Annotated in this window: 16 protein-coding genes; 4 read left to right on the top strand and 12 right to left on the bottom strand. The window is 54.2% G+C overall.

Annotated elements, in window-relative coordinates:
* The first annotated feature begins 24 nt into the window (after nt 1–24).
* The gene (locus tag ABH899_RS12655; RefSeq protein ID WP_369996534.1) at nt 25–996 is read left to right on the top strand and encodes an electron transfer flavoprotein subunit alpha/FixB family protein; all 972 of its coding nucleotides are present in this window, start codon (nt 25–27) and stop codon (nt 994–996) included.
* 324 nt (nt 997–1320) lie between these two features.
* Here the strand turns inward: ABH899_RS12655 and ABH899_RS12650 are convergent, their stop codons facing one another.
* From ABH899_RS12650 to ABH899_RS12635, 4 genes are all read right to left on the bottom strand, one after another.
* Complete coding sequence (locus ABH899_RS12650; RefSeq protein WP_369996532.1) at nt 1321–2259, bottom strand: anti-sigma factor; 939 nt, start codon at nt 2257–2259, stop codon at nt 1321–1323.
* Nucleotides 2256–2834: an RNA polymerase sigma factor gene (locus ABH899_RS12645; protein ID WP_369996530.1), complete on the bottom strand. Its 579-nt coding sequence runs from the start codon at nt 2832–2834 to the stop codon at nt 2256–2258. The genes ABH899_RS12650 and ABH899_RS12645 overlap by 4 nt, the downstream gene beginning before the upstream one ends.
* Before the next feature lie 269 nt (nt 2835–3103).
* Nucleotides 3104–3610 (bottom strand): hypothetical protein, encoded by a 507-nt coding sequence (locus tag ABH899_RS12640; protein ID WP_369996528.1) that lies wholly within the window; start codon nt 3608–3610, stop codon nt 3104–3106.
* A gap of 347 nt (nt 3611–3957) precedes the next feature.
* Nucleotides 3958–4818 (bottom strand): MurR/RpiR family transcriptional regulator, encoded by an 861-nt coding sequence (locus ABH899_RS12635; RefSeq protein ID WP_217557397.1) that lies wholly within the window; start codon nt 4816–4818, stop codon nt 3958–3960.
* A gap of 610 nt (nt 4819–5428) precedes the next feature.
* On the opposite strand from ABH899_RS12635, the gene ABH899_RS12630 reads away from it, so the two are divergent.
* Complete coding sequence (locus tag ABH899_RS12630) at nt 5429–7000, top strand: FAD-dependent oxidoreductase (RefSeq protein WP_009672881.1); 1572 nt, start codon at nt 5429–5431, stop codon at nt 6998–7000.
* A gap of 129 nt (nt 7001–7129) precedes the next feature.
* On the opposite strand, the gene ABH899_RS12625 is transcribed toward ABH899_RS12630, so the two are convergent.
* The 4 genes from ABH899_RS12625 to ABH899_RS12610 form a co-directional block, all read right to left on the bottom strand.
* The gene (locus tag ABH899_RS12625) at nt 7130–8182 is read right to left on the bottom strand and encodes a metallophosphoesterase family protein (protein WP_369996525.1); all 1053 of its coding nucleotides are present in this window, start codon (nt 8180–8182) and stop codon (nt 7130–7132) included.
* A gap of 129 nt (nt 8183–8311) precedes the next feature.
* Nucleotides 8312–11320 carry a glycoside hydrolase family 10-like protein gene (locus tag ABH899_RS12620; protein WP_369996523.1) on the bottom strand — a complete coding sequence of 1003 codons (3009 nt, stop codon included), beginning with the start codon at nt 11318–11320 and terminating at the stop codon, nt 8312–8314.
* A gap of 267 nt (nt 11321–11587) precedes the next feature.
* On the bottom strand, nt 11588–12370 hold the full coding sequence (locus ABH899_RS12615) for a TspO/MBR family protein (protein WP_369996521.1): 783 nt from the start codon (nt 12368–12370) through the stop codon (nt 11588–11590).
* A gap of 130 nt (nt 12371–12500) precedes the next feature.
* The gene (locus ABH899_RS12610; RefSeq protein WP_369996519.1) at nt 12501–13592 is read right to left on the bottom strand and encodes a M24 family metallopeptidase; all 1092 of its coding nucleotides are present in this window, start codon (nt 13590–13592) and stop codon (nt 12501–12503) included.
* Nucleotides 13593–13851: 259 nt separating this feature from the next.
* Here ABH899_RS12610 and ABH899_RS12605 point away from each other — a divergent pair, with 259 nt between their 5' ends.
* Nucleotides 13852–14415: an NAD(P)/FAD-dependent oxidoreductase gene (locus ABH899_RS12605; RefSeq protein ID WP_009672712.1), complete on the top strand. Its 564-nt coding sequence runs from the start codon at nt 13852–13854 to the stop codon at nt 14413–14415.
* A 149-nt stretch (nt 14416–14564) separates the two neighbouring features.
* Here ABH899_RS12605 and ABH899_RS12600 read toward each other — a convergent pair whose 3' ends face one another.
* The 4 genes from ABH899_RS12600 to ABH899_RS12585 form a co-directional block, all read right to left on the bottom strand.
* Nucleotides 14565–15179, bottom strand: a complete 615-nt coding sequence (locus ABH899_RS12600) for a rhomboid family intramembrane serine protease (protein ID WP_009672828.1) — start codon at nt 15177–15179, stop codon at nt 14565–14567.
* Between the two features lie 104 nt (nt 15180–15283).
* Nucleotides 15284–15790: a type 1 glutamine amidotransferase domain-containing protein gene (locus tag ABH899_RS12595; RefSeq protein ID WP_218228544.1), complete on the bottom strand. Its 507-nt coding sequence runs from the start codon at nt 15788–15790 to the stop codon at nt 15284–15286.
* Nucleotides 15791–15821: 31 nt separating this feature from the next.
* The gene (locus ABH899_RS12590) at nt 15822–16256 is read right to left on the bottom strand and encodes a hypothetical protein (RefSeq protein ID WP_369996516.1); all 435 of its coding nucleotides are present in this window, start codon (nt 16254–16256) and stop codon (nt 15822–15824) included.
* Between the two features lie 154 nt (nt 16257–16410).
* On the bottom strand, nt 16411–17808 hold the full coding sequence (locus ABH899_RS12585; RefSeq protein WP_369996514.1) for an LCP family protein: 1398 nt from the start codon (nt 17806–17808) through the stop codon (nt 16411–16413).
* Between the two features lie 190 nt (nt 17809–17998).
* On the opposite strand from ABH899_RS12585, the gene ABH899_RS12580 reads away from it, so the two are divergent.
* Nucleotides 17999–18433 carry a universal stress protein gene (locus ABH899_RS12580; RefSeq protein WP_369996512.1) on the top strand — a complete coding sequence of 145 codons (435 nt, stop codon included), beginning with the start codon at nt 17999–18001 and terminating at the stop codon, nt 18431–18433.
* Nucleotides 18434–18549: the final 116 nt, after the last annotated feature.

Here is an 18549-nt window from a genome sequence, read left to right as displayed (position 1 = left end):
GTCCATTTAGGAGGCGACTGAATTATGTCCAACACATACCTGATTGTAGCTGAAGCTAAAGGCGGCGCTCTTCGCCAGGTCTCTTTCGAAACGATCGGCGCGGCGAAGGCGGCTGCCGCCGAAGGGGATTCCGTTCTCGCCGCTCTGATCGGCTCCGGCGTATCCGGCCTAGCCGATGAACTGGCCGCATACGGCGCCCAGAAAGTTTACGTGACCGACCATGCCGATCTTAAGGACTACAACCCGGAAGCCTACGGCAAAGCGCTTCACGACATTATCCGCCAAGCGGAGCCCGACGCGGTCTTGTTCGGCCACACCGCCATCGGCAAGGACCTTGCCCCGCAGATCGCTTCCCGGCTCGGGGCCGGGCAGATTTCCGATGTGACGGCCGTTGAATCGGACGGCGGTAAAGCCGTGTTTACGCGCCCCATCTACGCGGGTAAAGCGCTTGAAAAGAAAGCGTTCACCTCGTTCCCGTGGGTCGTCACCGTCCGGCCCAACAACATTGCCGCTCCCGCTGCCGCGGAAGGCGCCTCGGCAGCGGTCAAAAACGTGGCGTACGAAGCTCCGTCCCTTCGTACGGTCATCCGCGAGGTCGTTCAGAAGACCTCGGGCCGAATCGACCTTGCCGAAGCCAAGGTCGTCATCTCCGGCGGGCGCGGCGTCAAGAGCGCCGACGGCTTCAAGCCGCTCGAGGAGCTGGCCGGCGTGCTCGGCGGAGCGGTCGGGGCGTCGCGCGGAGCCTGCGACGCCGGGTACTGCGACTATGCGATGCAGATCGGGCAGACCGGCAAGGTGGTCACGCCCGAGATTTACATTGCATGCGGCATCAGCGGCGCCATCCAGCATCTGGCCGGGATGAGCGGATCGCGGGTCATCATCGCGATCAACAAGGACCCGGAGGCGCCGATCTTCAAAGTCGCCGACTACGGGATCGTCGGAGACCTGTTCGATGTCGTGCCGCTGCTGACGGAAGAATTCCGCAAAGCGCTGTAACTTTGCGGCACGGAAGCCCATTCCTATCAGCGTCAAAAAAGCCCCGAACACGCCGGTAAACCGGCTGTGCTCGGGGCTTTTCGCTGGACGGGCGGATGCGTGCCGCCGGGTTCCGGCCTGGCTGCGCGGTTTTACGCAGCCAGGTTGTCTTCTTTCGGGGCGCTTCTTGCCCCGTCCGTGGTTTAACTCTCTCTCACGCCGCTTCGGTATAAGCACTTCGCATGATGAACGGCATACCGGCGTTATGCTTAAGCTTTTGGTGCTTTCAGGCTTTTGAGTTTGACCGCTTCCTGTCTCACGGACGGCTTAAGCATACATCCGCCCTCAAATTTTCGCGGCCAGCACAAGCGATCCCCGGGGCTGTGTTCCCCCCGCATCCGGCTCCAGCGTGATGGCGACCGTGTCGTACTCCTGCGGCTCGAAGGTGTAATAGAGAGCGCCCGAGCCGCCCTGGGGCAGGAAAGTTCCCGCATTTACCTTCTGCTCGCCTTTGATGAGCCAGACCTGGAACGCCTGCGAATCCCGCAGGGCCGGAAGATTCTCGGCCTGTACAACCAGGTGGGTGCCCTTGGCATCGATCACGATTGTAGCGAGGCCTTGCGCCACGATGCCTTCAACGGCAGGGTTCAGCTTCACCACTTTGTTCGCCTTCGATGCCTGTGAAGGCTGTCCGGCCAGCGTAAGCTGTCCCTGAAGCGAAGATACGCTTTGCTGGAGTGAGGCATTAAGTCCTTTCAGCGAACGGACATCCTCCCTCAGCTGCATGTTGACCCACCCGAGGATCACCGCAGCGGCGGCAATTCCCGTACCGGCCGCCCACCTGATAAAAGTCCGGCTTCTTCTGCCCGCGGGTCTTCTCGCGGAAACCGGCTCATGCTCCCCGGCCGGCACCGGTTCGGGTTCCGCCCTTCCGGCGTTCTTTTGTAATTCGGCTGCTGCGGACGCGTCCGTTACACGATTTTGCGCCTGTGCCTGTTCCTGAAGAAGAGCACTTGCGCCTGTCAAAGGCGGCTGTCCGGAATGATCCGCTTCACTCCCCAGAATACGGCCAAGAACGCGCTGTTTCATTCCGTCCGGAACCGGGGCAGGCTCTGCCGTATAAGGAAGCAGATCCATTACAGCCTGCAGTTCTTCTCTTTCTTTCTTGCATGCCCCGCAATGACTCAGATGCTCTTCCATCTGTTCTCTTTCGGACTGTGACAGTCCCCCGAGCATATAGAGTTCCAGCCATTCGCACATGTTAGGAGATTCTTGTCTGTTCATATGTGCGCTCCCTCCTTTCCCCGGCCCGCGAGCTTCTCCTTAAGCTGCTTCATGGCCAGCCTTACCCGGCTTTTTACCGTGCCAAGCGGAATCTCCTGTTTCTGGGATACTTCCTGATGAGTATATCCTTTAAAATAAATAAGATCGATCACTTTCTTCTGATCCTCGTTCAGATCTTCCATCGCCACAGCAAGCTCTTCTCCCATAAAACGGAGTTCCACTTCCTCTTCAGTCCCCCTGCTCCGGTCCGCCACCTGAAGCAGCTTATCCGGCTCGGCAAGCTGCCCGGACGTGCGCGTCTGTTTCCTGCGAAGCGTGTCAATGGCAATGTTGCGGACTATCGCGAACATCCATGTTGACAGCTTGCCCTGGGAGTCCTCGTACCGCTCGGCATGATTCCAGATGCGCAGGAAAAGCTCCTGAACGACCTCCTCCGCCATCATCGAATCTTTGACAATGCGATAGGCGAACGAATACATCGGACGTTCGTAACGGTCGTACAATTGTTCCAGCGCCTGGGGCTGCTTTAGAGCGATACGGCGCACCAGCTGCGCATCTTCCGGCCACTCATTCATGTTGAAGCTCCTTTCCGCCAAAGATCGCCCTTATCTTCCATTTCGTAAAAAGTGTGGAGTTGGATTCCTTTTGCACCGATAAATTTTTTTGTAAAAATGCCGTTGACCCCCTCTGTTTGTATCACCAGCAAAATTAACCATAATACGAGGTTTTTTAAACGGCCATTCCCCTAGCTTTCTCTAAAACAAAACGGACCTCACGGGTCCGTTTATTACGATCAAGTCTGCTCACACTCAAATTCATCCGTTCCTGCCGCAGCGGGTTCGCGTTATTCATGGCGCTCACTTGTAAGTTTTGCCCCAAGCCACTTCCAGATCGCATATAGCGCCGTGCCCGCCGCTGCGGCAAATGCCGTTGTCCGGGCTTCCAGCAAATACGATTGACCGGTCTCCAGCCCTCCCCCGGCTTCAGCTGCCGAAGACCAGCCCGCTCCGCAGTAAAAAGCGTAGAGAACGAATAAAAGCATGCACAGGAGCGTTTTCAGGCTTTCCGCGAATCCTTCCGCTCTTTTATAGCCCATATAACGTATACAGCCGATAAAAAGGATCACCGTCAGAAGAAGAACCGAAGCCCACTCCTGCCTGGAAACAAAGCCCGCCGGCTCATTTTTGCCCAGATGATAGATCCAATACGCATGTTCGGCCAATCCGATCAGCAGAATGACCGGGACCGCCGTCCGGTACGCCCTGCTTTTCACAATCCGCTCTGTCCGGGGCGAAGAAAAAATGCGGTTCCTCCTTTTCTTTGCCTCTTTCCGCTTTTCAGCCGGCAACACCGTTTCCTCCCCGCCTAAGAATTAGGGTTCCGCTAACACTATACGGGTTTCTTGCAGGAAACATGTCTGATGAGGACAAGCGACGGTTTACTTTATCTTCATCTGACAACATTTGCCACCCCTTCCATCCTGCTATAAACTGAAGAAGAAAGCTTCCCGCTTTTGTTTTCCGCCTGACCGATCGATTCGATTTAAAAATTCCGGATTACCTGCGGGAATTTATCCGGCTGATGGACTGGCAAGCGCGGAAATAATTTCGGGCCCGGATGACGCCTGGCGGTTCAAAACCTTCCGGGAGCAGCAAAAAGCCGGGACCCGTAGGTCCCGGCTGCGCGCAGGAGTAGCGATTAGTACAGTTTATCCAGAACAGATTTCGCCGTGTGCTCCAAAGCCCGGTACGTCTGATCCTTCATTTGCATGGCAACGGCCGTAGATAGAATATCCAGCAGATGGATCTGCGCCAGCTTCGAGGAGAAGGCTCCGCCCTGCAGAGGTGTTTCTTTCGCCGTAGCGAGAAGAACGACATCGCTCTGATTCGCAATCGGCGAGCGGGCGTGGTTGGTCAGGCAGATGATGTAAGCGCCTTTCTGCTTGGCCAGGCGGACAGCGTCGACAAGATCTTTGGTGCTGCCCGACGAAGAAATACCGACGACGACATCCCCTTTCTCCACCAAAGACGCGTTCATGGCAATAATATGGCCGTCGGAACCGGCGTCCACATTAAATCCGAGCCTCATGAACCTGTATTTGGCATCCTGGGCGGTAATCCCCGAGGACCCTACTCCGAAAAACAAAATTTTTCGTGCCGCCAGAATAGCGTCGATCGCTTGCTGCAGCTCCTGGACGTTAAGCAAAGATGTCGAGTTCTGCACCGCCTGCGAGTTTTGGGAGGTCATTTTCTTCATGATCTGGTCGAGATCGTCGCTTTCCTCAATCTTGCCGTGCACCTGCTCGCTTGGCGTAGCCAGCACCTGGACGAGCGATAGTTTAAATTCCTGATATCCCTTGTAGCCAAGCTTGCGGCACAAACGGATGACGGAGGTTTCGCCTACCTCCGCTTTTTCCGCCAAGTCCGTAATCGTATAGAAAACGGTAGCTTCAGGATCCTTTAATACGGTGTCGGCCACTTTCTGCTCGGATTTGGTCAGTGAGGAATAAATACTGTTGAGGAGCAGCAGCGAATTGTTCAAATCGGCGATTTTGCTCATAGATGGGACTCCTTTTCGTCATTCTGCGCGGTCAGACAATCAGTTCACGGTTTTCTTTTCTAGTCTCTACATGAATAGTACTTGAAACTAGGCGATTTGCCTAGTGCATCTCCATATTTTTCAAAGTTTGCCTGTACGCCCGGACGGTCGATTTCTGTAGTTTTCTGTCACACAAAGGGTTTTTCATGCTGAGAATCGTCGATTTTTGGATGGAGAATACAACTTTAATTTAACTTATATTTACTATAATTTATCAGTTCCAGAAATATATTATACTATTAATATGGGTATAAAGACCCAAATAACTCTTATTTTAATGCTTGATTTTTATTTCGCTTAACAAGCGGAAGGACATGCAGGCATAGCCGTTCTTGTCCCCGCATAGAAACTAGAAGGTCCTTTTATTTTTTTTAAACCGCTGTAAAATTTTTTTGAAATAAGTCTCGGAAAAACGTAAACAGACACCGGAAAAAGGAGTCTCTACTTTTTTATTCGCACAAGCCCTGCTTCAAAATGAGACTTTGGTCGTATTAAAATAAGAACATATGTTTGCTAAAATAAAGAGGATTCCAATATCAGGAAAATATATAGACTGTGGAGGGATTCGACTATGAACCGTGAACTGAAAGCAGATGTCGTGATTATCGGCGGAGGTGTCGGCGGCTGTGCGGCCGCTCTGGCTTCCGCAAAAATGGGATTGAAAGTGATTATGACGGAAGAAACCGATTGGATCGGGGGGCAATTGACCAGCCAGGCGGTACCGCCGGACGAGCACAAGTGGATCGAGCAATTCGGCTGCACCCGCAGCTTCCGGCAGTTCCGCAACGGTGTGCGTTCTTACTACCGCGATTATTTCCCGTTAACGGCGGAGGCGCGCGCCATCGTCAATCTGAATCCGGGCAACGGCGGAGTAAGCCGCCTGTGCGCGGAACCGAGAGCCATGCTTGCGGTCCTTGAGCAGATGCTTGCTCCTTACGTAAACAGCGGCAAACTGATTATTCTCACGCGCCACCGCATTACGGCGGCTGAGACGGACGGGGATAAAATCAGGGCCGTCAAAGTAAAGCACTTGGATCTGGGTCATAAACATACGTTAACCGCTCCGTATTTCCTGGACGCGACGGAGTGCGGAGACGTTCTTCCTCTCGCCAAGGTCGAGTATGTGACAGGCGCCGAATCCCGGAAAGATACGGGGGAGCCGAGCGCGCCGGAAGTCGCCGATCCGAAGGATATCCAGGCGTTTACCGTCTGTTTTGCGATGGATTATTTCGAAGGCGAGAATCATGTCATCGACAAACCGAAAGATTACAAGTTCTGGCGCAATTATAAGGCGGACTTCTGGCCGGACAAGCAGCTCAGCTGGATTTCGCCAAACCCGGTGACGCTTGAGCCTGCCGAAGATACCCTGTTTCCGGGCACCGAGAAATATCCGCTGTTCAATTACCGCCGGGTAATCGATAAGGCGAATTTTATGCCCGGTACGTTCCCGAGCGATATTTCCCTCGTGAACTGGCCGCAGAACGATTACTGGCTCGGCAATATTTATGACGTTCCCGAAGCGGAAGCGAAGAAAAATCTCGAACAGGCCAAGCAGCTCAGCTATTCTCTGCTCTACTGGCTCCAGACCGAAGCGCCGCGTCCGGACGGCAAAGCCGGTTATCCCGGCTTGCGTCTGCGTCCCGACGTCGTCGGTACCGAGGACGGTATGGCCCAAGCGCCGTATATCCGGGAATCCCGCCGGATCAAGGCGGAATTCACCGTCAAGGAACAGCACGTCAGTACGGCGATCCGAGGCGACAAGGGTGCGGAAGTGTTCCCGGATTCGGTCGGGATCGGCGCCTACCGAATCGATCTCCATCCGAGCATGACGGGACGGAACTATCTGGACGTGTCCTCCCTTCCGTTCCAGATTCCGCTCGGCAGCCTCATTCCCGTCCGAGTCAACAATCTCCTGCCGGCGTGTAAGAACCTCGGCACGACCCATATCACGAACGGCTGCTATCGTCTCCATCCGGTGGAATGGAATATCGGCGAAGCCGCAGGCTTCCTTGCCGGCTACTGCGTACAGAACGGGTATCAGCCCCGTGAAGTGCATGCGGACAAGACGAAACTGGAAGGCTTGCAAAACATTTTGTCCTGGAACGGCGTAGAACTCGCATGGCCGACCATCACTCCGCTGTAACCCCCCTTGAAATAGCCCGGGCTTGAACCGAAAAGCCGCCTTTATGCAGAACGCTCTGCTAAAGGCGGCTTTCCCCGTTTTCCCGGCGGCGGATCGCTTCGCAAATTTCCGGTCCGGCTCCGCGGCTAATCAGTATCGCTTAACAAATCGTGCCGAAGACAGCCATTCTCCCGTATTGTGCCTGCGTCCGCGGATCGTTACGGAATGAGGCGCCACCTCGACGAGGACGCTTTCGCTTTCAACGGGCGCGGCGGGGTCAATGCCGTCTCCGATGGGCCTGCGGACAGAGGAGGTCCCCATATGAGAGCAGCCGTCCTCGAAATAAATCCCCGGACTGGCCAGCGTGTAATGGGTATGCCCCGAGAAGAAGCACACGTTCGGGTGCCGGCCCAGCAGCTCTCTAAGCCGCACATCCTGCACGACCCCCTTCTCGCCGGGATCATAGCTTCCCGCCACCGTGTGAGGAAGCGGCTGATGCAGGAAGACGAACACCGGCCGCTCCCGGCCATGCGGACGGTATGTTTCTTCCGCCGCGGAATCCGACGGCTGCAGACCGGCCTCTTCCTCTCCCGGGGAAGCCGCAGTCTCCGCTTCGCCGCGTACGGGTCCGACGGCTTCAAGGGCTGCCGGTTCCGCCTCGGACGCAGAGGCCGTTTCGGCCCGGCTTTGCGCTTCGGCATGGCGCGGAGGGGATTCCTCCCGCAGAATCCGCTCCAGCCAGGCGAACTGTTCGTCGCTGATCCAGGCGTCCTCCCGGATAGCCGGATCGGTGTCGCGGTAGCGCTCGGCGCTCATAAAGACGAAGCGCAGCCCCCTCAGACGAAGGTCGTAATAGGGCAGGGGCTTTCCCAGAAAGCCGAGAAACCTTGCCATCGCTTCCGCCGTCGACCATCCGTTCGGGAACGTATCCACGCTAAAACTCCCGTCCTTATACCACATGCGGTAATATTCATGGTTTCCGTTCGTCACATAGACGGGAACGCGGACATGTTCGGACAAAATACGTTTTAATACCGTATAATCCTCGGCGAATCCCTCGGTTAAATCCCCGTTAATCACGATAAACTCGGGCGGATGCTTCATGGATGCGTAATCTTTCAGGCAGACTTCCAAACGGCGGTGGGACTCGGGGTCCCATGCTACCACATGAATATCGGACAATACCGCAAACGTAAATTTCATGGATCTGCACCTCTTCTCTTCCTCTAAAGGATTGAAAAGCTTATGTCTGCAGCCTTTTCTGAAACCACATACGGTCTGTTTAACCTTCCGGTTCTTCCGGCTTTTCCGGTCCCGCCTTGCTGCCCTTGCCTACTCATGTGCCTCACCGGCCTCATCTTCCGCATGGGTCACCCCGGTTTCATTGAATTCATCCGCTTCATCGGCATTTTTCCCGCCCTTCCCCGATTTGGCCGCCGTAATTTCGGCAATCCGCAGGGCTCCCTTCAAATCGTACAGCATCCGTTCTTTAACTTCGGCATTCAAACGGCTATCGGACAAAATATCCTTAACCAGGGATGCCAGCGATTTCCTTACCTGCTTCAGACGGCCGGGATTCAGCCGGGGATTTTTCTCGCCGCCCAGTTTTTTAACGATTTCTTCGATCTCATCGGTATACCGGCCGGCTTTGCGGGCATCCATCCCTTTAAAAGGGACATACAGCTCCTTTACTTTCCGTTTCTGTCCTGCAAGTACAGCCGCAATCGACCGGGCAGGATCTCTGTCGGGAACGACCGCTTCATTCCGGTACACGCCCAGGACGGTATTTTTGTCATAGCCCTGATCGAAAAACGATTCATACTCGAACACGGCGCTGCCGCTGATTCCAAGCCCATGGCTCGAAGTGATCTGATCGATGAACGCGTCCTTGGTCAGATCGATAAAAGAGCCGACGCCGATCGTCACATACGATTTATCCTTTGCGATCTCGAACGTTTTGCGCGCATCCGCCACAACGAGCGATGTGTCCAGTTTATAGGACATCGGGAACACGTTGTCGATCAGGTTGTGCTTCACCCAGTTCATCGAATCCTGCAGCACGTCTCCGCGTGCAATTTCATATTCGGGCCATACCGCAGCGGTTAGCTTTACTTGGGGTTTCCACTTCTTCACTTCCTTGGCCAGGCGGAACACAAATTTGTCGACGAACCCGACTCGCATATCCACCCACTGCGCCCACAGCGCATCTCCCGGGTGCAGAAGGAGCGGATCCGTTCCGTATTTCTTTTGAAACAAGCTCCGGGTGTAGCCGTCATATCCGAAATCGTTCGTAAAATCTCCCGAACCGGGATAGCGCGCATAATCAAGGTGCAGACCGGCTACGTCATATTTGGAGAGCAGCTCCTTATAGACGTCGATCAGGAAGTCCTGCGTTTCATCCAAAGCGGGGTTGATAAAATAATAACGGAATCCGCTGGACGCATCTTCCTGATAATTTTGGCCTTTCCGGCTGAGCAGCGACCATTCGGGCTTGCGTTCCACGATCGGCCCCGGTTCCGGCCCTCCCACGAAGAAGTTTTCGACCCAGGCATGGATTTCGATGCCCCGTTTTTTCCCTTCTTCCAAATAAGCTTGAAGCACATCAAAACCGCCGTACATGGGATTATGAGCCGTTATGTTGTTTTTGGTCGGGTAGATGGTGTACCCGTTCCAGAACGTTTCCAAATAAACGGAGTTAAGGTGAGCCGCCTTTATCTTATCCAGCGCCCGTTTAACTTCCTCCAGAGACTTCTCTTTGGGCCGAATCCAGATTCCCCGGTTTTCAACGGTTCTAGACTCCACATTTATGTAGTGAACGCGCGTTGCTTTTCCATCCAGCTCCGCCAGCACTTCCGTCAGCCCTTCAACGCCTTTTTCCTCCAGATGCTTGCCCGCCTGTATCTCCAACTGCTTCACCTGCTGAATTTCTTTGGAGATTTCCTCATAAGGAACATCCATAAACCGGCGTTTGGATTCTTCCAGTGCCTGCTCCGCAGTTGCGGCGGTTAACCGCGCCTTATCCAGATAAGACTGCGGGGTAAAAATAAGCAGCACCTGCTTTTCCGCCCGGTTGATCTTCACGGTCGCCCCAATGGCCGCATAGCGCGAAAGCCAAGCCATTTTGGAGCCGTGTCCGGAAAGAACGTATCCCCCTGCCGGAATCGGCCGGTTGTTGCCTCCGCTGCTTATGATTTTGCCGTCCGCGTTCACGGCAGCCTCCCCTCCCCACGGATTCGTACCGGTGGAGGCGCCATAGCTGCTGTCGTACACGATCAGTTGCTCTGCTCCGCGATGCCCGGGATACGGCTTATTGTTCGTATCGTCCCAGCCAGCCGGATTGTCTTCCCTCGTCCGGGGATTAAACGCGTCATAGGCCATTTTGGACGCAAAATACATGGGATAGGCATTCAGCTCCATCGATATGGCCAGTCCCGGAGCCGCCAGAGCCAGCAGATCGGCGTAATAAGGACTTGCCGCCTGCACGGAAAGGACGTAACCTCCCTTGGGGATCGGCGAGTCGTTGTCGATAAATTTTCCGCCGGAATCCATAAGAATTCCTTTAACTCCCGTGACCCGGCCGTTCTGGAAAGTCACTTCGATTCCCCAAGGATTCGTGCGGGTAGAGGCTCCGTACCCCGGGTCGAAAAGTACCGCTTCGCTCTGATTCCGCGGCCCGTTAACCCGGTCCACGGGGATAATTAAATCGCCGACCTTTACATACTTCGTCGGCAAGACGGGAATTTTTATGTTCACGGCGGTAAGGCTGTCTCCCACATTCAGCTGCTGCAGAAGCGCCTTTGTACTTGCGGTGCCCGAAAGAACGTATCCGTTCGGGGGCAGATAGGTTCCTTTTTTACCGTCTGAGATTTTGTCAACGATAATGCCTTCCGTCACAATAAGCTCGATTGTCCGGTCATCGAAAGGAGATGTATACGTTCCGTACGTGCTTGTATACACGGTCAGAGCGTCTTCTTTGCGCTCCTGATCCATTCCGGCTACCGGGTGCAGAGTTCCGTCGGGAAGCTTGATATGAGGACCGTAAACGGATTCATTTACCGTCACGTCAAGAGACATCTGCGGAAGCAGAGGGATCCCGGGCCCGGTCGCCGAACGAAAAGGGTCCTGATCGGCAGGCCCGGATTTCGGGTCGTCGGGCGGAACCGCGATGCCTCCGTAAGGTCCGGAGTGCCGCGAATAGGCCTCGGCCGCAGCCCAGCCGGATGCGGCGCCGGCAAGCCCGTACAGCGGAAGGCAGCCCGCAGCCGCAACGGACAAAAGCAGGACAGCAAACAGCGTTCTGCGGAGCAGCCCGCTTGAGCGAAGAGATCTTTTCACCGTCATCTTCCTCCTTCAGGTGTAAACTAGCTCCAGACATACAAAAACGGAGAACATCCGAGCAGGTTAAGCTGAGCCGCTAATCACCTCCTGTTATTTTCTCCCCTGTTTGCCAATCCGATTACACGTATTGTAACACCATTTTGGACTTTTTGGAATATTCTTCTTATATATTACATTATTTTGGATATTACCTCCTTTTTCATCTTATTTCGACAGGTTGCAAAAAAAGAAGCTCTCTTTTTCAAGAGAAGCTTCCCGAATAGATTTTCATTACCGGCTGATATAGGACTGATCCCATCTTTTGCGGTCCCGGATCACTTTGGCCAGGAGCCATAAGGTTGCCGCTCCGACGATGGCGGCCAGTGACCAAGCCGCATTGCGTACCCATGTGTCCGCCTGCTGTTCGACGCCAATGCCGATGAAGGCCCAGACAAAAACCAACGCGAAAGGCACGTCTTTCTTCCCGTAGCTGAAAGCGACAGCCAGCACGCCTGCCGCCGTCAGCAGAATGACGGCCCACATCCGGGGATCGATCCCCCATCCGTTCCAGCCCAAGTCCTGCAGCCATACCGTGACGTTTACGATGGAAGCCACGCAGATCCAGCCCAGATACAGGCTGAAGGGAACTTGCACGAAGCTGTACTCCCCGATCGCCCGCGATTCCAGGCCGTAGCGGATTCTCTGGTAGATGGCGATAAGCGTCAGCAGAAGGGCGGCCATGACCAGCGTGCTCCAGCCGATTTTTTCATAATGCCACAGAAAGATCCAGGCCGAATTCAGCAGACAACTGACGACGAACCAGTAGCTGATCCGTTCCACCGCCGGACGGTTGCCCGTATCCTTGCGGGCCTGGTAAATGACGAACCCGATCAGCCCCAGATAAATGATGCTCCATATCGTGAAAACATACCCGGCCGGAGTAACATATGTATGATGCCGGTCCGATATTTCCCCGGTGGTCACTCCGTTAATAGGCAGCACTTGAGCCAGCGTATTCACGACCAGAACTAAGAGGAGGCCGGCAATATTCATGGTTTTACGCCATCCATGCATGGCTGTCACATCCTCTCCTTTTGTTCATTATGTATGTTTAACCTTATGGGCCTAGAATTAATCGAATGCAAAAAAAGCCTGCCTCGTTATTCCGCTAAGAATACCTGGGGCAAGCTTTCGCCGAAGCAGATCAGCCTTCGAGAACCGTCAACTGTTTAGGGAAGGAAGTCAGCACCTCGACTCCTCCGGCTGTAACCAGAACGTCGTCTTCGATACGGACTCCGCCCACACCCGGCACATAAACACCGGGCTCAATGGTGAACGTCATGCCGGCTTTCAGAATCGCCTCGTTTCTTCCGTGAACAGATGGATACTCGTGAACGTCGAGTCCGAGTCCATGGCCGAGCCGGTGGTTAAAATAAGTGCCGTAGCCGCCCGCTTCGATCCGGTTTCTTGCGGCTGCGTCTACGGACGCGCAGGTAACATCCGGCCGGACGGCTTGAATGGCCGCTTCGTTGCCGGCCAGGACCGCATTGTAAATGCGGCGCTGTTCCTCCGACACTTCTCCCACCGCGAAGGTGCGCGTAATATCGGACGCATAGCCATTCAAATAAACGCCGAGATCGAATAAAAGCAGATCCCCGCGGCTGATTTTACGCGTTCCGGGAACGCCGTGCGGCAGCGCCGAAGCCGGACCGGTCAGGACCATCGTTGAAAAAGAAGGAGACTGGGCCCCGAGTTTTTTCATCTGGAACTCCAGTTCCGCGACCAGCTCGATTTCCGTCACGCCGACAGCCACCTTCTGCAGGCCGCGCCTCAGCACTTCCTCCACAAGCGTCACGGCCTCCTTCATCAGGCCGATTTCGCCTTCGGATTTAATGACCCGCATATCCCGCAGCAGCTCGTCTACCGAAGAAACCCGGCTGACTCCAATGCAGCTCTTCAGTTCTTCAAAGCGGCTGACGGTCCAGTGCTCGGTTTCGATGCCGATGCTGACAAGCGAAGCCGGCAGCAGTCCGCGAAGCACTTCATAAGCAGAGTCCGTGTCGCTGTGCGTATGAATCCGCTGTACCGAGGACGCCTGCGCGGCCGCTTCCGCATCTAGAGCCGGTACGAGCAGAAACGGCTCCTCTCCTCTCGGAAGGATAAGCCCCAAGAAGCGCTCGTGCGGGTCGGAGACGAATCCCGTCAAATAATACACGTGCCGCGGAACTGTAATGATAACGGCATCGAGGTTGTTTTGTTCCATATGATCGCTGATTTGTTTGAGCCGGTTGTTCATTTAATCACCTTTTCTTTTCAAGGTTTTTCACTGTTTACTGTGGATGAATCCTCTTCCTATCATAACATGCAGGGAGACAAAAACCCACATTTCGGGTCTGCCTCGGGTCCTGCCCTAGGGCTGTATAATTCCTCAATAGGTTGGCGTGCGTCTCGGAAACTCGGCCTGATCTACGATGTAAGCGCCTGCTTTTCTTCCTTCTGCCGATCCGCTATACTGGATTAGAGTCTTTATTTTGCCATACGAAGGAGAGAAGAGCATGTACGATCTTGTTATTATCGGAGCGGGCCCTGCGGGTGCAAGTGCCGGACTGATTACCGCCAGAGCGGGTAAAAAGACGCTCCTTATCGACAGCGGGCAGAGCATGACGAAACGCGCCTGGATCGAGAACCATTACGGAGTCGCCGAAATCAGCGGTCCCGACATGGTGGAGCTGGGCAAGAAACAAGCGGCCAAGTTCGGCGCGGAAATTGCCGAAGGCAAAGTGGAATCTGTCGACAAGCAGGATGACGGCTTTCTCGTCACTTCGGATCAGGGCAGCTACGAAGCCAGACACGTCCTGCTCGCGACCGGAGTCCTGGCCGATCTTGCCGATAAAATCGGAGTCACGACGATTCCAGGCACAGAGCCGCGGATCAAAACGATCGTTCAAACGGATGCGAACAACAAAACGAGCGTGGAAGGCATCTGGGCGGCGGGCACGATTGCCGGCATGAGCGTACATACGATTGTAACGGCGGGCGACGGCGCCAAGGCGGCCATTAATATCGTCAGCGAGCTGAACGGCGAGCGTTATGTGGACCACGATGTGCTGAAATCTTAATTTTTATCCTTTAAAAGCAAATAGAAAAGACTCCTGTCCGGTTCTATGGAACCTTGCAGGAGTCTTCTTTCGGTTGCAGCCGATGCGGGGCTCAGAAGTCCCGCTTCTTTTTTTCGGTTATCCGGAGCTGCCTTCGAATCAAGCCCCTTCTATCTTCTGCCGCTGCGTTTGATAAATTCCACGAACAAGGCAAACAGGATAAAACCGGCCAGAAAACCGCCCAGATGCGTGTATAGATCCACATTCGGCACGATCACGGAAAACAGCAGGCCGCTCACCAGAATAATGATGACCGTCTGTCTCGATTGCTGGTCCAGAAGCTGCCTGCGGAATAAGGCCAGATAAAGATAGGCCGCATAAATTCCGTAAATGGCGCCGGAAGCCCCCGCCGCGACATAAGCGTCCGTGTGCAGCCAATAGGAGAACGCGCTGCCCAGCGCCCCGCTGGCTAAGTAAAAGACCGCGTACCGGACACTGCCCAGCAGCCGTTCCAGCGGCGGCGCGAAAATAACCAAGGCGAAGCTGTTAAACAGCAGATGGGACAAGCCGATATGTAAGAACATGGCGGTGAAGAAGCGCCACCACTCGGGGACAAAACCCGGTGCGGAAAATAAGGCTCCGTACTCGATGAGCGTTCTCGTGCTTGTCGACGAGCCGCTTACCTCCATCAGCACAAACAGCACCACATGGATAAGGACCAGAAGGCTTGTCACCGGGTACCGGCGTATGTACTCTTTGAAGCTTTCTTGACGAACGAACAACATAAAAATACCTTCTCCTTCGGATGAGATACCCCCATCATATAGGAAAAACAAGAACGCCTGCAAGCTTGCGCCGCAGACGTTCCTGTTCTATGAAAGAAAAATCTTTAAAGCGCCTTTTTGATGGCGGCGATAAACGCTGGCTCGTCCTTCGGAGTCCGCGACGTAATCAAGTTGCCGTCGATCACGACTTCCTGATCGGCGAATTCCCCGCCGGCGTTGCGCACATCGTCCTGAAGCGGCGGATAGGACGTAAGCTTCCGGCCTTTGATCAGACCGGCGCTGATCAGAATCTGCGGTCCGTGGCAGATAGCGGCAACGGGCTTTCCGGCCTCGTCGATCTTTTTCACGAACGTTTGAATGTCCGCATCCAGACGCAGTCCTTCCGGTGAAGAACCACCTGGAATAACGACGGCGTCATACTCGTCCGGTTTGGCTTCTTTGATGCCCTGATCGGCCGTATATTCGGCTTTCTTGTTTTTACCGGCAAGCAGTTCTCCCTGCTTCAATCCGATAATGACGACTTCGTGTCCGTCGGCCTTTAAGGCTTCATAGGGCTCCTGCATTTCAGAATCCTCGAATTGGGGTGCCAGCAAAAATGCGATTTTACTCATGGTTGTTCCACTCCTTTTCGTTTATCTGGTTTCAATCTATCGATTCAACGTATCCCTTGTTGCTGCGGATGATCTCCACGATTTCCGTATAGTCGGAATCCCGCACCTTGGCCGTCAGCACATAACGCAGATTTTCGGCGTCATCGTCGCCTTCGCCAAAGATAAGATCCCCCAGCGGCCCATCGTCTTCGCCACGGATGGTTCGGTCGGGATCGTGACGATCCTCCGCCGCCCGGACCGGTATGAAGCCGCCCGGACTCGGAGAGGTGCCGATCGTCGCACCCGGCACGCCGACGGCTCCGGACGTCCCGCCTGCAAAGGCCGGAGGCGCAATCAGACCGGTCCGTGAGACGCGTCCCTGAGTCTCCCCGACTTCAAGCTGCTCGACGGAATAGGTTTGAAGCCGGATACGAACATCCTCCGCATCGTTTTCCGTGCGGAAATAGGCTTGAATATGTTTGCTCATCACGAACACCTCATCCTTTTTAGTTTCTCTCCTGTTGATATTACCCGCAACTTTCTTTTCCTACACAAGCTCAGGGGAAAAAGTTCACAATCTTCTGCGCCGGAAAATGAAATCCCCGCAACTCTCGTAACGAGAAGTGCGGGGATTTAAGATGTCATCCTGCTTTTTGCGTCGTTTCCTGGTTTTGCGGAGTCGGCGTCGGTTTAGGGGCCTCCGAATTTTTCGGTGTGGTCATCGGCTTACCTGTCGGAACCGGAGTGACGCTGCCGCCCGGCTTGCGGGTCGGCTCCGGTGTCAGGCCCGGTACAACGTCATCGTCTTCCGGAGTCGGGTTCGGCCTTACGGACGATTTCGGCGTCGATGTCGGCGTCGGTTTGATCGTCGCCTTCGGCGTATGAGTCGGGACGCCCGTCGGCTTCGGCGTGCGCGTCGGAGTTATTTTCCCGTCCGAATCGGTGTTGTTTCCTCTATTATCCGTGCCTTTAGACGAATTTGTGGAATTCGGGCTGCTGCTCGGCACCCAATTCGGATCCAGACGGAGCTTTAAGGCGTTTTTGGCTTGTGCGAGTTCTTCGTCCTTCACGACGATATAAGGGCTGATCCAGTCTCCGTCCATATGAATGAGTTCGATATTTTGTGTATCGATTGTGATATATTGGGAAATCATATCATGAATCTGGCTGGCAGGGATATCCGTTTTCAGGTTGTTCCCGACGGCTTCCAGAATACCGGAAGCTTTCGTGACGCCGCCCAGACTTTTCAGGTTTTTAAGAATTTCATTCAAAACCTGCTGCTGTCTCGCGTTGCGCGCGGGATCGCTGGATTCCTGGGTTTCGAATTTCGAACCGGGGTTCGATTTCCGGTAACGCACGAAGTCGAGCGTTTTTTTACCGTCCAGCTTCTGAACGCCTTTCTTGAGATCGATCCTGGTGCCGTCCCAGTTGTCGACATAGTACATATCCTGGTCCACATCGACCGTCACGCCGCCGAGCTGGTCGACAACCTGCTTAAATCCTTCGAAATCGATGGTCACCATGTAGTCGAAAGGAATCTCAAAAAAGTTGCCGAAAAACTCCTTCGTCTTTTTCATGGCGGTTTCCGGTTCAGTTAACGTGAAATGCGGGTAAAAATAGTTAGCCTTATGAGAATCGCCGTTCTTCTTAAGCTTCATTTCAAGGTCGCGCGGCAGGGAGACGATCGTTGCGGACTTCGTCTCGGGATTCATCGAAATGGCCATCATCACATCGCTGTTCAGCGAGCCGGTTTCTTTCCGCGAATCCACGCCCATCAGCAAGATGCTGATCGGTTTGACTTTGGCGGAATCCTTCGGAGCGACGACTTCCTTCGTTCCTACCGTGTCGATGATGTTATTGGCTTTACTGATGAGAAAGCTGGCGTACGTGCCGATGCCGATGACAAGAAGCAGAACGATAATGCCGCCGGTTACGGCTATTTTTTTCCATAAGGGCCATTTGGCTTTCTTTTTAAGTTTGGATTTACGTGAATCAGTACCGGAAACGGGGGTTGAATTCGGATTAATAGGGTCGGACATAATTAAAAACCTCAATTCTTGAGTATGGTATACAGTTCCATGGAATTGTATAGACAGGAGTATGATGCGGACGATTTCATTATAGTTCGGTAGACGGTATAATTATAGTGAGAAATACGAAGTAAAGAGTTACAAATAAGTTAAAAATTCGACAGCTTCCCTAATTCATTATGCCAAAGAGGTGACGATCATGCAATTCTTGAATATTTTAGTCGCGTATGATGGTTCTGAAGTATCGAAAAAAGCGTTGGAAAAAGCCGTCGGACTTGCAAAAAGCAATCCGTCCTCCAAGCTTGAAGTGGTCCATGTGGCGAACATGCCTAACCTTGTCGTCGGTGAAGCCCTCATTTCCACCCCTGCCGGCATGTCCGGAGAATATTACGAATTGGCCGAACAAATTAAAGACGATGCCAAGCAGCGTTTGGTTTCACTTTCGCAGCCGGCCGAGGTTTATCTGCTGAACGGCAACCCGGGCCGGGCCATTCTCGAACACGCCGAGCGTACCGGGCGGGATCTGATCGTAATCGGCAGCCGCGGCCTGAGCGGAGTGCGTGAGTGGGTGCTCGGAAGCGTCAGCCACTATGTCGTCCAGCATGCGCAAATTCCGGTGCTCGTGATCAAGTAGTCGCTGGCTGCCGGCAGTACATAAGCGGCTGCGTTAAGCGGCTGCGTTAAGCGGCTGCGTTAAGCGGCTGCGTTAAGCGGCTGCGTTAAGCGGCTGCGTTAAGCGGCTGCGTTAAG

Origin of the sequence: Paenibacillus sp. RC84, from assembly GCF_041260495.1 — a bacterium.
Lineage (GTDB): Bacteria > Bacillota > Bacilli > Paenibacillales > NBRC-103111 > Paenibacillus_F.
Note: the sequence above shows the minus strand (reverse complement) of the source record. Positions and strands in the feature narration are given on the sequence as shown.

Bases quoted from the DNA above. Each gene is read 5' to 3' on its own strand.
- ABH899_RS12615 (WP_369996521.1), bottom strand. From the start codon at position 12,370: ATGCATGGATGGCGTAAAACCATGAATATTGCCGGCCTCCTCTTAGTT.
- ABH899_RS12645 (WP_369996530.1), bottom strand. From the start codon at position 2,834: ATGAATGAGTGGCCGGAAGATGCGCAGCTGGTGCGCCGTATCGCTCTA.
- ABH899_RS12580 (WP_369996512.1), top strand. From the start codon at position 17,999: ATGCAATTCTTGAATATTTTAGTCGCGTATGATGGTTCTGAAGTATCG.
- ABH899_RS12655 (WP_369996534.1), top strand. From the start codon at position 25: ATGTCCAACACATACCTGATTGTAGCTGAAGCTAAAGGCGGCGCTCTT.
- ABH899_RS12595 (WP_218228544.1), bottom strand. From the start codon at position 15,790: ATGAGTAAAATCGCATTTTTGCTGGCACCCCAATTCGAGGATTCTGAA.
- ABH899_RS12605 (WP_009672712.1), top strand. From the start codon at position 13,852: ATGTACGATCTTGTTATTATCGGAGCGGGCCCTGCGGGTGCAAGTGCC.
- ABH899_RS12620 (WP_369996523.1), bottom strand. From the start codon at position 11,320: ATGACGGTGAAAAGATCTCTTCGCTCAAGCGGGCTGCTCCGCAGAACG.
- ABH899_RS12610 (WP_369996519.1), bottom strand. From the start codon at position 13,592: ATGAACAACCGGCTCAAACAAATCAGCGATCATATGGAACAAAACAAC.
- ABH899_RS12585 (WP_369996514.1), bottom strand. From the start codon at position 17,808: ATGTCCGACCCTATTAATCCGAATTCAACCCCCGTTTCCGGTACTGAT.
- ABH899_RS12590 (WP_369996516.1), bottom strand. From the start codon at position 16,256: ATGAGCAAACATATTCAAGCCTATTTCCGCACGGAAAACGATGCGGAG.
- ABH899_RS12630 (WP_009672881.1), top strand. From the start codon at position 5,429: ATGAACCGTGAACTGAAAGCAGATGTCGTGATTATCGGCGGAGGTGTC.
- ABH899_RS12625 (WP_369996525.1), bottom strand. From the start codon at position 8,182: ATGAAATTTACGTTTGCGGTATTGTCCGATATTCATGTGGTAGCATGG.
- ABH899_RS12650 (WP_369996532.1), bottom strand. From the start codon at position 2,259: ATGAACAGACAAGAATCTCCTAACATGTGCGAATGGCTGGAACTCTAT.
- ABH899_RS12600 (WP_009672828.1), bottom strand. From the start codon at position 15,179: ATGTTGTTCGTTCGTCAAGAAAGCTTCAAAGAGTACATACGCCGGTAC.
- ABH899_RS12635 (WP_217557397.1), bottom strand. From the start codon at position 4,818: ATGAGCAAAATCGCCGATTTGAACAATTCGCTGCTGCTCCTCAACAGT.